This window comes from Anaeromassilibacillus sp. SJQ-5 (genome assembly GCF_054108045.1).
Genome location: NZ_JBPJWQ010000001.1, coordinates 484,845 through 499,465, shown reverse-complemented (window position 1 = coordinate 499,465; position 14,621 = coordinate 484,845). Strand labels below are relative to the sequence as shown.

The following is a 14,621-nucleotide window of genomic DNA, read 5'->3' as shown; positions in this document are numbered from 1 at the left end:
GCCTTCCTATCGGCCTGGCGGGTATTTTTGCGTTTTTTAAGTCTCCGCCCGTCGAACCGCTGCTTTCATGGTGCGGACATAATCGGCCACCGGCTGCGCCGCGTGGTCGCCGTGGGCCTCGATGAGCTTGACGATGGCGCTGCCTACAATGACCCCGTCCGCGATGCGGGCGATGGCCTCGGCCTGCTCCGGGGTGTTGATGCCGAAGCCCACCGCCGCCGGTACATGGGTCGCCTGCTTGACCGCCGCGAGGATGGAGGCCAGATCGGTCTTGATCTCACTGCGCACCCCCGTCACCCCCATGGAGGACACCACGTAGAGGAAGCCCCCGGCGGCCCCCGCGATGGCCTGGATCCGCTGCTCGGAGGTGGGCGCCACCAGGGAAATCACGTGGACGCCGTGCGGCTCCGCCACCCGCGCCACCTCGTCCTTTTCCTCGTAGGGCAGATCGGGGATGATGATGCCGTCCACCCCCGCCGCCTCGCACCGGGCGAAAAACGCCTCGTAGCCGTAGTGGAACACCGGATTGAGGTAGGTTAAGAACACCAGCGGTATCTGGGAGGATTGCCGCACCTTTTCCACAATGCCGAACGCCCCATCGGTGGTCATGCCGCCCCGCAGGGCCCGAAGGTTGGCCGCCTGGATGACCGGCCCCTCGGCGGTGGGGTCGGAAAAGGGAATGCCCAGCTCGATGAGATCGGCCCCCGCCTTTTCCATCTCCAGGATGTATTCCACCGTTTTGTCCGCCGACGGATCCCCGGCGGTGACAAAGGGGATGAACGCCTTTCCCCCGGCAAACGCCTTGGCGATTCTATTCATGGATGTCCCTCCCTCTGTAGCGGGCAATGGCCGCCACGTCCTTGTCGCCCCGGCCGGACAGGCAGACGATGATGCTGTCCTCCGGGCTCATGGTTCCGGCAATTTTCATCACATGCGCCACGGCATGGGCGCTCTCGATGGCGCAGATGATCCCCTCGGTGCGGGCCAGGTATTCAAAGGCGTCCACCGCCTCGTCGTCGGTCACCGGCACATACTCGGCCCGCCCGCTGTCGTGAAGATAGGCGTGCTCCGGCCCGATGCCGGGATAATCCAGCCCCGCCGAGATGGAGTACACCGGCGCGATCTGCCCGTACTCGTCCTGGCAGAAATAGGATTTCATGCCGTGAAACACCCCGAGCGTTCCCTTGGCGATGGTGGCGGCGTGCTGCTCGGTGTGCAGCCCCCGTCCCGCCGCCTCGCAGCCGATGAGCCGCACGCCCTCGTCGCCTATGAAGTTGTAGAACATCCCCATGGCGTTGCTGCCTCCGCCGACGCAGGCCACCACCGCGGCGGGCAGCCGCCCCTCTTTTTCGAGGATCTGGGCCCGGGCCTCCTTGCTGATGACGCTCTGGAAATCCCGGACAATCATGGGGAACGGATGGGGCCCCATCACCGAGCCCAGCACATAATGGGTGTCCGCCACCCGGTTGGTCCACTCCCGCATGGTCTCGTTGACCGCGTCCTTAAGGGTCATGGTGCCGCTGGTCACCGGATGCACCTTGGCCCCCAGCAGCTCCATGCGGTAGACGTTCAGGGCCTGGCGCTCGGTGTCCTCCTTGCCCATGAAAATCTCGCATTCCAGCCCCAGCAGGGCCGCCGCCGTGGCGGTGGCCACCCCGTGCTGGCCCGCGCCGGTCTCCGCGATGACCCGGGTTTTTCCCATCTTCTTGGCCAGCAGCACCTGCCCCAGCACGTTGTTGATTTTGTGGGATCCGGTGTGGTTGAGATCCTCCCGCTTGAGGTAGATCTTCGCCCCGCCCAGATCCCGCGTCATCTTCTGCGCGTAATACAGCAGGGAAGGCCTTCCCGCGTATTCCTTCAGCAGGGTGTTCAGCTCGGCGTTAAAGTCCGGATCCGCCTTATAATGCTCGTAAGCCTCCTCCAGCCGGAGGATCTCGTTCATCAGGGTCTCGGCTATGTACTGGCCTCCATGTACCCCGTAGCGTCCTTTGCTCATCTTTTGTTCGTCTCCTTTATTCTGTAAGCCCGCCGGGGGCCGCGCCGCTCGCTTCGCGGACGGCCCGCACCAGCGCGCGCATCTTTTCCCCGTCCTTGTATCCGTTGGTTTCCACGCCGCTGCTCGCGTCCACCGCGTAAGGCCGCAGCCGCCGCACCGCGTCGGCCGCGTTGCCCGGATGAATCCCGCCGGCCAGGAAAAAGGGCTTGCTCACCCCAGCCGCCAGCGTCCAGTCGAAGGCACGGCCGGTGCCGCCCGCGCCGTTGTCCAGCAGCAGCCAGTCGGCCGCCGAGTCCCGCCATCGGGCGGCGTCCCCCGGCGTCTGCATGCGCACCGCCTTGATAACCGGCGCGCCGGTGCGCTCCTTGAGCGCCCGGATATCCTCCTCGGTTTCCCTCCCGTGCAGCTGCACGATGTCGATGATCCCTCGTTGCAGCAGGGCCTCCGGCTCGCCGGGCGGCGCATCCACAAACACGCCTACCACTCGAATATCCGCCCGGAGCCCCGCCCGCAGGCGGGCGGCCGTCTCGGGCGTCACCCGCCGGCGGCTGGGGGCGAAGACAAAGCCGATGTAGGTCGGCCCCGCCTCGTTTGCCGCCTCAATGTCCTCCGGCCGCGTCAGGCCGCAGATTTTTACCAGGCTCATGGCGTCCCCCTCAGCGCGGCCAGCGCCGCCTTCCTGTCCGGGGCGCGCATCAGGGTCTCCCCCACCAGCACCGCGTCCACGCCGCCGGCCCGCAGCCGGTCGATGTCCGCCGCCGTGCGCACCCCGCTCTCCGCGACGAACAGCACCGAGCGCGGTACCAGGGGCCGCAGCCTTAGGCAGTTGCCCGTATCCACCTGAAAGGTGCGCAAGTCCCGGTTGTTCACCCCGATGATCCGGGCCCCGGCCTTCACCGCCACCTCCGTCTCCTCAGCCGTGTGGGCCTCCACCAAGGCGGACAGCCCCAGGCTGTGGGCGACGCCGATGTAGTCCCGCAGGGTATCGCCGTCCAGCAGGGCGGCGATGAGCAGCACCGCCGCCGCCCCCAGCGTCCGGGCTTCATAAATCATGTAGCTGTCCACCGTGAAATCCTTGCGCAGCGCCGGAATGCCCACCGCCGCCGCGATGTCGGAAAGATACGCGTCGGCCCCTTGAAAATACGCCGGCTCGGTGAGCACCGATACCGCCGCCGCCCCCGCCGCCTCATAGTCCAGGGCGATTTGCCGGTAGGGAAATTCCGGCGCGATAACCCCTTTAGAGGGGGAGGCTTTTTTTACCTCGCAGATGAAGGCGATATCCTCTCCACGCAGCGCCGCCTCGAAGGGGAAGCCGGTTTGCGCGCCCAGCGCCCGGGCGCGCCGCTCCATCTCGGCGGGCGGCACCCGCCGCTTGGCCGCCGCCACCCGCTCCCGGGTTTTCGCGGCGATTTCCTCCAGAATGGTATCAGCCATACGCTTCACTCCTCGTTTGAACAGCGAATAAAGTCCTCCAGCTTTTGCAGGGCCGCGCCGCTGTCGATAACGGCCTGGGCCTGCTCCACCGCCTGCTCCATGGTCAGCGCGGGCTGGGCGACATACAGGGCAGCCGCCGCGTTAAGCACCACCGCCTGACGGCGGGGTCCCGGCTCGCCGGTCAGGATCCGGCGGGTGATGGCCGCGTTTTCCATCGGGCTGCCCCCGGCCAGCGCGCCGTGCTCGCACCGGGCGAAGCCGAAGCGCTCCGGCGTCAGCTCATAGGAGCGGAAAGTCCCGTCCCGGATTTCGCACACCGTGGTGGGTGCGCTCATGGAGATTTCATCCAGGCCGTCCTGCCCGTAAACCACCATGGCCTTGCGCACCCCCAGATTGGCCAGCACCCGGGCCAGAGGCTCCACTAGCCGCTCGTCGTAAACGCCCATGACCTCCATATTGGCTCCCGCCGGATTGGCCAGGGGGCCCAGGATGTTGAACACCGTGCGGATGCCCAGCTCCCGCCGCACCGGGGCCACGTATTTCATGGCGATGTGATAGTTCTGGGCGAACAGGAAGCAGATGCCGATATCCTGCAGCAGGCGGGCGCTTTTCTCGGGGGAAATCCCGATGTTCACCCCCAGGGCCTCCAGCACGTCGGCCGCCCCGCACTTGCTCGAGGCCGCCCGGTTGCCGTGCTTGGCCACCGGCACCCCCGCCGCCGCGACGACCAGGGCGGCGGTGGTGGAGATGTTGAAGGAGTTGGAGCCGTCCCCGCCGGTGCCCACGATTTCCAGCACGTCCATGTCGTGGAGCAGCTTGATGCAGTGCTGCCGCATCCCGGCCGCCGAGGCGGTGATCTCCTCGATGGTCTCCCCCTTCATGCTCATGGCCGTCAAATAGGCGCTCATCTGGATGTCGGAGGCCTGGCCGCTCATGATTTCGTCCATCACCGCCCGGGCGGTGTCGTAGGACAGGTTTTCCCGCCGGGCCAATTGAAAGATCGCGTCTTTTATCATCGTATTTTCCCTCATTTCTTCGAACAAAAGCGTTACAAACCGCTCTTTGCTTCTGCCATATTCAAAAAATTGGCGACAATTTCGCGCCCATTCGGCGTTAAAATGGATTCGGGATGGAACTGCAGGCCGCAAACCGGAAAATCCCGGTGCGTCACGGCCATGACCTCCCCGTCCTCTGTCTCGGCGGCGACCAGCAGCTCCGGCGGCAGGGTCTCCCGCTTCACGGCCAGGGAGTGATACCGGGCCGCCGGGATGACGGCGGGCAGGCCCCGGAACAAGGGGGACGCGGTATCCAGCCGGACCGGGGAGGCCTTGCCGTGCATCAGCCGCCCGGCGTAGGACACCACCGCGCCGCCGGCCTCGCAGATGGCCTGATGGCCCAGGCAGACGCCGAGGATGGGGATCCGTCCGGCGAAGCGGCGCACCGCCGGGATGCAGATCCCCGCCCCCGCGGGCCGCCCCGGGCCGGGTGAGAGCACGATGGCCTCCGGCCCCAGGCGCTCGATCTCCTCCAGCGTCAGCGCGTCGTTGCGCGCCACCCGAACGTCCGGGCGGAGGGAGCCGATGAGCTGATAAAGATTATACGAAAAGCTGTCGTAGTTGTCGATGAGCAGAATCATGCGTCCAGCCCCCCTTGCGCGGTTTCCAGGGCGTCCAGCACCGCCCGGGCTTTATTCAGGCATTCCTGATATTCTTTATCCGGCACGCTGTCGGCCACGATGCCCGCCCCGGAACGGACGAAGACCCGCCCGTTTTTCCTGAAGGCCAGGCGGATGGCGATGCAGGTGTCCAGGTTTCCGGTGAAGTCCAGATACCCGATGGCCCCGCCGTACAGCCCCCGCTTGTTGTTTTCCAGCTCGCGGATGATTTCGCAGGCGCGGATTTTGGGAGCGCCGGACAGGGTGCCCGCCGGCAGGACGGCCCCGACGGCGTCCACGGCGTCCCGCCCCTCCTCCAGCCGGCCGGAGACGGTGGATCCCAGGTGCATCACGTGGGAGAACCGCTCCACCGACAGGTATTTATCCACCCGCACGCTGCCGAGGGCCGCGATCTTGCCGATGTCGTTGCGGCCCAGATCCACCAGCATGTTATGCTCGGCCAGCTCCTTTTCGTCCGCGAGCAAAGCGGCCTCCAGCGCCCGATCCGCCTCGTCGGTCTCCCCGCGGGGGCGGGTGCCGGCCAGGGGGAAGGTGGTGACCCGGCCGTCCTCCACCTTGACCAGGGTTTCAGGGGAGGCCCCCGCCGCCTCCAGGTCGTCGCTGGAAAAATAGAACATATAGGGCGAAGGGTTGGAGGCCCGCAGCACCCGATAGACATCGAACAGGCTGCCCTCCATGTCGGCTGTCAGACGGTTGGACAGCACCACCTGGAAAATGTCCCCCTCCCGGATATAGCCCTTGGCCTTTTCCACCATGGCGGCGTATTCCTCCCGGGAGAAGAGGGGGACGGGCGGCGTTTTGAGCACCGGACGGGGGATGGCCGCCGGTGCGCCGGTGCGCAGAAGCTGGGCCATGGCCTCCAGCTCCTCCTGCGCGAGCCGGTAGCTTTCGGGCAGAGCGTCGGCCCGGGCGTGGGCGATGAGGACGATTTTCTGCCGGTAGTGGTCAAAGGCGATCACCTTGTCGAACAGCATCAGATCCATATCCCGGAACTGCTCCTCGTCCGGCGCGTCCAGCCTCAGGGACGGCTCGGCATACCGGATGTACTCATAAGCGAAATAGCCCACCAAGCCGCCGGCGAAGGGCGGCAGGAACGGCAGGCGAGGGCTTTTGTGAGCGGCGAGAATCCGCCGGACGGCGTCGCCGGGTGCCCCCGTCTCCTCCGTCGTCTCCCCGCCGCGGCGCACCCGGATCCGTCCGTCCTGGCAGGTCAGCTCCAGGATCGGGGCGTAGCCCAGGAAGGTGTAGCGGCCCCATCGCTTGTCCCTCTCCGCGCTTTCGAGCATATAGCAGTGGCCGCTGACGGCTTTCAGCCGGCGCAGCACGCCGATGGGGGTATGCCCGTCGGCGTACAGCTCCCGGCTGACGGGGATCATCCGGTAATCGCCGGAGGCGGCCAGATCCTGGGCCTCTCGCAGAGTGGGACGAATCATGCTTGTTTCATCCTTTCCGTTTCCGGCCGCTTCCCGGGGAAAGGTATAAAAAAACCCGTCCCCGACAGAGCGTGCCTCTGTCAAGGACGGGGTGCTTACAGCTATCCCGCGGTGCCACCTTGCTTCACGGATATCTCCGTGCCCTTTTGACGGAATACGGGGCGGTGCGCCCGACTATTCCCGGCCGCTTACGCGGGCCTGACGTCGCAGAATACTAGGCCGGAGCCGTTGACTGCGCCCTCGGTGGTCCATTTAACGGACGGTGTGCTGCCCGGCTTCCAGCCCCCCGGACTCTCTGTGAACGCCTGTTCCGTTTTTATCTCCACGTCATCGGTTTGGTTATCTATACGATTTTCTTCAGTATAAGCCCGCGGCTTCGACTTGTCAAGCGGAAATTTCCAGCAGGCGGTCGAACTCGTCCAGAGGCATGGGACGGGCGAAAACGAAGCCCTGCACCATATCGCAGCCCGCGTCCCGGAGAAATGCCACCTGCTCGAGGGCCTCCACCCCCTCGGCGATGGTACGGATGTGCAGCTGCCGGGCCATATGCAGGATATTGGCGATAACAATGCGTTCCCGGCAGTGATCCGCGTCCCGGGTGAAAAACAGGATATCCAGCTTGAGCACGTCGATAGGCAGGGATTTGAGCAGGTTCAGAGAGGAATAGCCCGTCCCGAAATCGTCCAGTGAGCAGAGAAAGCCATGCTGCTGCAGCCGGCGCACCGAACGGATAAACAGGGCGTTATCGTCGAGCACCACGCTTTCGGTAAACTCCAGATCGAGCAGGCCGTCGGGAATGCGGTACGTCTCCTTGATCTGGATGGTATGCTCGACAAAATCCTCCTGAAACAAACCGAGGCGGGAAACATTAACGGACACGACCAGTTCCCGGCCGCCCCGGTCCAGGTAGCCCCGCAGCCAGCGGCACACCTGCTCGAGCATATAGCGATCCAGCTCGACGATAAAGCCGTTCCTCTCAAACAGGGGGATGAACTCGCCGGGAGAAATCAACGGCTGATCCGGCGGCGCCCAGCGCACCAGCGCCTCCGCCCCGCCGATGGCGTCCCCCTGCTGGATATCCACCTTCGGCTGCATATACACCACAAATTCGCCCTGCTCCAGGGCGGCCCGGCTACGGGATTCCAGTTCAGAGTCCCGACGGATTTGATCCCGCAGTTCCTTGGAAAAGACAGCGCAGCCGCTGCCGCTGCCGTTCTTGACAGACTGCTGTGCCATATGAGCCCGATTGACCATGGCGTTCATATCCAACAGCGCGTCCTCGTCCCCAGGACAGTAGAAGCCCACGCAGATATTGACGGCAGGCAGCCCGTCCCTCCCGCCGATGGTCCGCAGCTCGGCCTCCAGGCGGCGGAACCAGTCGGTCAGCTCGCGCTTGTCCCGATACGGCAGCAAGCCGGCGAAATGGTCCGCGGCAACGCGGCAGAAGAGGAAATCCTCCCCGCCCACCGTCTCGATAGCGCTGGCCAGACAACGCAGGATGTCGTCCCCCGTTTGGTAGCCGAACATGTCGTTGAAATATTTGAAGCGTTTGAGATCGCAGTACCAGACGGCCGTCCGGCAGTCCCCGGAGGGAGCGGTGCGGTTTGCGGCGTCCAGCAGGAATTTATTAAAATTCCGACAGCCGATCAGCTCGTCGTCATAGGCCAAATGCATCAGGGTTTTCCGGCTGCGCCGGTACAGGTGGCTCAGCCGGTAGAGAAAGGCCAGGAAAATCAGGCAGGCGGCGGCAATGAGGAGCGTTGTGCCGACGGCCGTGGCGTTGTAGTGCTGCTGCAGCACGGCCAGGGGCACCACGCTCATGACAAACCAATCGTTCACGCCCACGGGCTCAATCGCTATCAGCTGTTTGCCGCCGTTCTGCGCGTCCTTATAGGTATATACGCCGCCCCCGCCCTGAGACAAGGCCGTTTTCAGCCGGGCCAGCTCCTCGTCCTCAAACTGGCCGAGCATATCCACCGACAGGGCATCCTTCGCCGTTCCTACCGGCAGGCTGGAACGGACGACGTACCGCCCCTCTTTATCGATAAGGTTGGAGTATCCCTGCCCGCCATAAACCGGCACATCCAAAATTTTGCGGAACAGGTCGGCGGAGTTCATGGCGCAGAGCACGCCGATCACGCGCCCGGCGGCGTCCGTCATCGGCATCCCGTAAAAGTTGACATATTGGGAGGAAACCGCATCGAACAAGGTATCGGAAATGGCGCTTTCTCCCTGCAGGGCTTTCTGGAAATACACAGCGCGGGACAAATTCTGCCCGGCATAGGTTTCCCCATTGACATCCAGCCAGTCAATGCGGCCCTGCAAATCCGCCAGGCCCATGCGGGTGAAGGTATTGTTGTCGTTGATCTCCTTAATAATACGGGCGATTTGGGCCTTGTCCCATTCGCCGTCCTCCAGGCAGATCGCCACCCCGTCCAGTGTCTGGAAATCGCCGATGATTTGCTTATATAAGGCTGTACGACTCTGCACTGCCGTATTTTGCAGATAACTGACGCTTTCTTTTGCGCTCTGCCGCGTCATGAAATAGACAAACAGGAGCCCGCCGATCAAAAAGCAAAGGCAGACGATGCCAGTGAGCAGATAGGTTTGCACAAATGGCTTGTCCTCTTTCTTCAAACCCGGCTCCTCCTTTTCTATGCAAGGGACGCTGATGGAGGTATTTTACCCTATTTTGTAAAAAAAGGCAATAGAACTCCACAAAAAACAAAAAATCCGCCGCAAACGTCCGATTTGCGGCGGATTTTGGGGCAATAGAGGGCGGGGCGGAGGAGACTCGCGGTCAGGCTAGGCTGGATATACCGTGTTGGACTTTCAGTCACCGCTACCCTTGCGGAGAGCGGACGACATTTTGGTGACACAACTGCGGCACTGGAGGATTTCAATCCACGCTCCCCGCGGGGGAGCGACCAGCCGACACGCAGCCGCCGGAAGACAGGCGGGTGAAATTTCAATCCACGCTCCCCGCGGGGGGAGCGACCTCTGGGCGGTCAGTATGGGTGCTTGTATATCGATATTTCAATCCACGCTCCCCGCGGGGGGAGCGACCGGCGAGGTTATATCCTCCGCCGTATCCAAACCTATGATTTCAATCCACGCTCCCCGCGGGGGGAGCGACTACGGCACCGAAACCCTTGCCCCCGATCTTGTCCTATTTCAATCCACGCTCCCCGCGGGGGGAGCGACGGCATGAAGCTGGCCCGGGAGCGGGCTGAACTGATTTCAATCCACGCTCCCCGCGGGGGGAGCGACACGGGGGTGTCCTTTTTTACGGATTATTGGCAGGATTTCAATCCACGCTCCCCGCGGGGGGAGCGACGGCCCGTCAGGACGATGCCGATCCACCACAGGCCGATTTCAATCCACGCTCCCCGCGGGGGGAGCGACTTAATGCTGGCAAATTGGTGCCCATCTATGTAGACATTTCAATCCACGCTCCCCGCGGGGGGAGCGACCACGCCTAAAATTATGCGAGGAGGCATCCGGCTTTATTTCAATCCACGCTCCCCGCGGGGGGAGCGACGGTCTCCTGGGAGACATCATCAAGCTGTCGATTCACATTTCAATCCACGCTCCCCGCGGGGGGAGCGACCGACGCCATCATCAAGCTGGCGTACGGCGACAAGATTTCAATCCACGCTCCCCGCGGGGGGAGCGACGCTCCGCCTTTAAGCAATGGAAGTGTAGTAGGCTGGGATTTCAATCCACGCTCCCCGCGGGGGGAGCGACCACAATGTTGTGATAACACCAACCGGCTCCGGAAAAGATTTCAATCCACGCTCCCCGCGGGGGGAGCGACACACGGGTACGTGCTGGGGCTGGCGTGCGTCCGAACTATTTCAATCCACGCTCCCCGCGGGGGGAGCGACTGTGGACGAGGTTTTACCCGGGGACACCTTCGAAATATTTCAATCCACGCTCCCCGCGGGGGGAGCGACGCCTGGACGCGTGGCACTACGCGGACTACTATGAAATTTCAATCCACGCTCCCCGCGGGGGGAGCGACCTGCAAATCCCTGTCCGGATGACCCGGAAGAGGTATTTCAATCCACGCTCCCCGCGGGGGGAGCGACATGAAATCGGCGAAAACCTGGCCCTTGGCATCGGCATTTCAATCCACGCTCCCCGCGGGGGGAGCGACATTCTGGATGGAAATACAACCGGCGGGCCTGTGGGATTTCAATCCACGCTCCCCGCGGGGGGAGCGACCCGACCTAACAAACGCTACAGCTGCTACCATCAACATTTCAATCCACGCTCCCCGCGGGGGGAGCGACACAAAGATGCCAGAGAAAATTTCCACAAAGCGACATTTCAATCCACGCTCCCCGCGGGGGGAGCGACCAACCGATTCCCTTCTTGCCGTTGGAGTTGTACGGGAATTTCAATCCACGCTCCCCGCGGGGGGAGCGACGCCACGTAGTTCCGCAGCCATCAATCCCCAGAACGATTTCAATCCACGCTCCCCGCGGGGGGAGCGACCACGCCTAAAATTATGCGAGGAGGCATCAGACTGTATTTCAATCCACGCTCCCCGCGGGGGGAGCGACAAACTCTCCGAGTTTACCACTATCCGCACTTGCGGATTTCAATCCACGCTCCCCGCGGGGGGAGCGACGCCCAAAGCGCTGACGCTTTAGGATATAATTTTTTTTATTTCAATCCACGCTCCCCGCGGGGGGAGCGACGCGAAGCGGCCCTGAATCGCCAATGGCAAGAAGCCATATTTCAATCCACGCTCCCCGCGGGGGGAGCGACCATATGGTTCTTTTTATATCGGATAAGATTCCATTTATTTCAATCCACGCTCCCCGCGGGGGGAGCGACGTGCCGTAAACATCAGAAAAAGTCCTCCTTCCCGCTATTTCAATCCACGCTCCCCGCGGGGGGAGCGACGTAACTTGTTCATTCTACCGCCAACTATACAAAATATTTCAATCCACGCTCCCCGCGGGGGGAGCGACGTTCATCGAAAATTTCAGAGGGAGCAGCATCTTCCATTTCAATCCACGCTCCCCGCGGGGGGAGCGACATGAAATTCTACCGGGTCACTTAATTTAACATCACCATTTCAATCCACGCTCCCCGCGGGGGGAGCGACCTTTTTTGACAGCATGTATAAAGCCAACACCGATTGATTTCAATCCACGCTCCCCGCGGGGGGAGCGACGTTTCCCGAATTCGGTCTTCGATTGGTGTTGTTCATATTTCAATCCACGCTCCCCGCGGGGGGAGCGACTTGTCGGTCAAGCTGTCCTCACACATCTCGAACTATTTCAATCCACGCTCCCCGCGGGGGGAGCGACAGCAAAGACTACCAAAAGCTTGCGGAAAACTTGTGCAGGTTCCCGTAAATGTTAAGGGAACTGTCCGATGAACACCCCTTACGCTTTAGAATTTCTGACGGCCATGAGGGAAAGCGGGGCGCGGGGTGGTGCGAAGCCGCTGGGGATAGACTGGGCGCTTCCCCTTCGCACCGGTGGTTGCTTTCCAGCCTGGAACCACCGGAGCGCTGTCTTTTCCTCTATAAGTATACCGGAAAAAGCGCAAATTGGCAAGATGGAACGGCGTTTCATCCGCCTTCCTCAAGACTGGGCGGCGGTACGCAGCGCTTTTTTCTTGCCTTTGGCTTTTTTGCCGCTGCCGGCGGGGGGCTCGGGGGCCGGCGGGGCGGAAGCCGGGAGGGGCGGTGCGGGCTTCGCGATGGTATGGGAGAGACGGAGGGAAGCCTTGGCGCAGGCGGGGCCCACCATCTCATACAGCACGGCGGAGGACAGGATAATGGTGGACAGCAGGCTGCCCAAGCTTTCCGGAAGGAGACGCTGCCCCAGGGCGGCCAGGCCGATGGAAACCCCCGCCTGGGGGATCAGGGCAAGGCCCAGATACCGGCGCACCGCCGTCGGCGCGCCGGTCAGCCAGGCGCCCAGGCTGGCGCCCGCGTATTTGCCGAGGATCCGCACGAAGAAATAGGTCACGCCGATCACCCCGCCGGTCAGGAGGGAGGGAATGTTCAGCCGCAGGCCGGACAGCACGAAAAAGAGCAGCAGAATGGGCGGGGTGAAGCGGTTGACCTGCTTGAACAGGTTTTTGTTCCCGCCGCAGTTGACATAGGCCGTGCCCAGTGCCATGCAGGACAGCAGCGGGGAGACGTCGAACAGGGTGCACAGACCGGTCAGGCCCATCAGCACGCCGACAACCAGCACCAAACGGTGCTCCTGCGACCGCCGCTCGCTTATCAGCCATTTGAGCAGAAAGCCGAGGCCGACGCCCACGCCCACCGCCAGGATATTGATCACCAGCGGCAGGACGACGGCCCCGGCGTCCATCCGACCAGAGGCGTTCAGACTCTGGGCGATGGCGGCGCAGACACTGAAGGCGATGAGAGCCACCGCGTCATCCAGGGCCACCACCTGCAGGATGGTGTCCACAAAGGGGCCTTTGGCCTTATACTGCCGAATGGTCATGATGGTGGAGGCGGGGGCAGTGGCGCAGCCGATGGCCCCGAGCAGCAGGGAGAAAGAAACGGACAGATGAAACACGCCGATCATGGTCAGGGTGATCAGCAGCGCCGCCAGCAGCGCCTCGAGCAGGGTGATGACCACGATGCCCCAGCCGCTGCGACGAAGGGCGGAAAGCTTGAAGTATTTCCCCACGCCGAAAGCGATGAAAGCCAGGGCCGCGTCGGTGACGAAGTCCATGCCGCTGACCACGCTTGGGGGAACCAGACCCAGGACATAGGGGCCGATGAGAATCCCGGCGAATATGTAGCCGGTAACGTTGGGCAGCTTCAGCTTCTTGGTAATCCGGGTGAGCAGGAAGCCGCTGAACAGCATTACCGCCAGGCTGAGAATCACCGCCGCGTTCGGGTGGGAGGAGGCCAGGTTTTCCAGCAAATGTTTCCCCTTCTTTTCTGTAAAAGTTGTTTGGATACTTGATTATAGCGGGGAAATATGATAAAATCCAATTATAATAATTTGTTACAATATTAAGAAATGTTATAATGCGAGGAGGCGGGCGGCTCATGATCGATCCGAAGGTGGTGTCGCTTCTGACCCTGATACAGACCGGCAGCTACACCCGGGCGGCCAAGGAGCTCTGCCTATCTCAGCCGGCGGTCAGCCATCACATCCGGCAGCTTGAGGAAGAATACGGTATCAAAATATTTTATAAGGACAGGAAAGAACTCAAACCGACGCCGGAGGGGGCGGTTCTTGTCAAATACGCCCGACGGGCGCTGGCGATCCACAACAGCTGCAAGCAGGCGATCGAGGACTGCCGCAGCCAAATCCGGCGGTTCACGGTGGCCATCACCCCCACGGCGGGCGAGAACCGGATTCCCCAGATGCTGGCCACCTACTGCAGCCTATACCCCCATGTGCATATCAACGTTTTCACCGATACCATTCAAAATATTTATAATACCCTCAAGTCCTATGAGGCGGACATCGCGGTGGTGGAGGGGCAGATCGACCATCCGGATTTCACCTCGGTGCTGCTGGACACGGATTACCTGTGTCTGGCGGTGGCGCCGGGGCACCGGCTGGCGGGACGGAGCAGCGTGGCGCTGCCGGAACTGAAAAACGAAAAGTTCATCCTGCGCTCCCGGGCGGCGGGAACCCGCACGCTGTTTGAAAACTATCTGATGAGCCATTCCGAGAGTATCCGGAGCCTCAACGTCATCATGGAGATGGACAGCGTGGCCACCATCAAGGAACTGGTGGCGCTGGGGATGGGTATCACGGTCATCGCGCACAGCGCCTGCCGGGAGGAAGAGCTGGCGGGACGGCTGGCGGTCATTCCCATCGAGAACGCCCGCATGATGCGGGAGATCAACATGGTGCATCACAAGAGCTTCACCCACACCGAAATCCTGGAGGAATTCCGGCGGATTTACACCGCTATTCAGTCGGGGCAGCCCCTGGCGCCGGCGGCGGAGGACGCGGCGCTGGTTTGAGAACGGGGCGGCTTTTCCTTCCATTCTATGCGGCCGGCTTTGAAAAAACCGGCCGAAATCGCACATAGTATTTGCAAAAGGCCGGGAAAGCGGGTATAATGGGGAGCAAAG

General features: G+C 62.4%; 10 protein-coding genes and 1 CRISPR repeat array. Of the genes, 1 reads left to right on the top strand and 9 read right to left on the bottom strand.

The annotated features are described in order from the left end of the window. Window positions 1–36: 36 nt before the first annotated feature. The 9 genes from trpA to ACSAMM_RS01995 form a co-directional block, all read right to left on the bottom strand. Entirely contained in the window at window positions 37–819 is a 783-nt protein-coding gene (trpA, locus tag ACSAMM_RS02035) for a tryptophan synthase subunit alpha (RefSeq protein WP_178724094.1), read from the bottom strand. Then, window positions 812–1,996, bottom strand: a complete 1,185-nt coding sequence (gene trpB, locus ACSAMM_RS02030; protein WP_457789423.1) for a tryptophan synthase subunit beta — start codon at window positions 1,994–1,996, stop codon at window positions 812–814. The genes trpA and trpB overlap by 8 nt, the downstream gene beginning before the upstream one ends. A gap of 16 nt (window positions 1,997–2,012) precedes the next feature. Continuing rightward, window positions 2,013–2,642, bottom strand: a complete 630-nt coding sequence (locus ACSAMM_RS02025; protein ID WP_457789421.1) for a phosphoribosylanthranilate isomerase — start codon at window positions 2,640–2,642, stop codon at window positions 2,013–2,015. After that, window positions 2,639–3,430: an indole-3-glycerol phosphate synthase TrpC gene (gene trpC, locus ACSAMM_RS02020; protein ID WP_457789420.1), complete on the bottom strand. Its 792-nt coding sequence runs from the start codon at window positions 3,428–3,430 to the stop codon at window positions 2,639–2,641. The genes ACSAMM_RS02025 and trpC overlap by 4 nt, the downstream gene beginning before the upstream one ends. Window positions 3,431–3,435: 5 nt before the next feature. Beyond that, window positions 3,436–4,446, bottom strand: a complete 1,011-nt coding sequence (gene trpD / locus ACSAMM_RS02015; RefSeq protein WP_457789418.1) for an anthranilate phosphoribosyltransferase — start codon at window positions 4,444–4,446, stop codon at window positions 3,436–3,438. Between the two features lie 32 nt (window positions 4,447–4,478). After that, the gene (locus ACSAMM_RS02010) at window positions 4,479–5,066 is read right to left on the bottom strand and encodes an anthranilate synthase component II (protein WP_457789416.1); all 588 of its coding nucleotides are present in this window, start codon (window positions 5,064–5,066) and stop codon (window positions 4,479–4,481) included. Beyond that, a complete protein-coding gene (trpE, locus tag ACSAMM_RS02005; protein WP_457789414.1) occupies window positions 5,063–6,538 on the bottom strand; it encodes an anthranilate synthase component I in 1,476 nt (491 codons plus the stop codon). Before trpE ends, ACSAMM_RS02010 begins: the two co-directional genes overlap by 4 nt. Before the next feature lie 384 nt (window positions 6,539–6,922). Beyond that, window positions 6,923–9,175: a bifunctional diguanylate cyclase/phosphodiesterase gene (locus ACSAMM_RS02000; protein WP_457789412.1), complete on the bottom strand. Its 2,253-nt coding sequence runs from the start codon at window positions 9,173–9,175 to the stop codon at window positions 6,923–6,925. 259 nt (window positions 9,176–9,434) lie between these two features. Beyond that, a CRISPR array of direct repeats spans window positions 9,435–11,862; the repeat unit is 33 nt; unit sequence ATTTCAATCCACGCTCCCCGCGGGGGGAGCGAC. 279 nt (window positions 11,863–12,141) lie between these two features. Further along, the gene (locus tag ACSAMM_RS01995; RefSeq protein ID WP_457789410.1) at window positions 12,142–13,449 is read right to left on the bottom strand and encodes a cation:proton antiporter; all 1,308 of its coding nucleotides are present in this window, start codon (window positions 13,447–13,449) and stop codon (window positions 12,142–12,144) included. A 128-nt stretch (window positions 13,450–13,577) separates the two neighbouring features. Between ACSAMM_RS01995 and ACSAMM_RS01990 the strand changes: the two genes are divergently transcribed. Beyond that, window positions 13,578–14,510 carry a LysR substrate-binding domain-containing protein gene (locus ACSAMM_RS01990; RefSeq protein WP_178722656.1) on the top strand — a complete coding sequence of 311 codons (933 nt, stop codon included), beginning with the start codon at window positions 13,578–13,580 and terminating at the stop codon, window positions 14,508–14,510. The last annotated feature ends 111 nt before the right edge of the window (window positions 14,511–14,621 follow it).

Excerpts from the sequence above, each read along its gene's own strand:
- trpB (WP_457789423.1), bottom strand. The coding sequence starts at position 1,996 with ATGAGCAAAGGACGCTACGGGGTACATGGAGGCCAGTACATAGCCGAG.
- trpD (WP_457789418.1), bottom strand. The coding sequence starts at position 4,446 with ATGATAAAAGACGCGATCTTTCAATTGGCCCGGCGGGAAAACCTGTCC.
- ACSAMM_RS02010 (WP_457789416.1), bottom strand. The coding sequence starts at position 5,066 with ATGATTCTGCTCATCGACAACTACGACAGCTTTTCGTATAATCTTTAT.
- trpC (WP_457789420.1), bottom strand. The coding sequence starts at position 3,430 with ATGGCTGATACCATTCTGGAGGAAATCGCCGCGAAAACCCGGGAGCGG.
- ACSAMM_RS01990 (WP_178722656.1), top strand. The coding sequence starts at position 13,578 with ATGATCGATCCGAAGGTGGTGTCGCTTCTGACCCTGATACAGACCGGC.
- trpE (WP_457789414.1), bottom strand. The coding sequence starts at position 6,538 with ATGATTCGTCCCACTCTGCGAGAGGCCCAGGATCTGGCCGCCTCCGGC.
- trpA (WP_178724094.1), bottom strand. The coding sequence starts at position 819 with ATGAATAGAATCGCCAAGGCGTTTGCCGGGGGAAAGGCGTTCATCCCC.
- ACSAMM_RS02025 (WP_457789421.1), bottom strand. The coding sequence starts at position 2,642 with ATGAGCCTGGTAAAAATCTGCGGCCTGACGCGGCCGGAGGACATTGAG.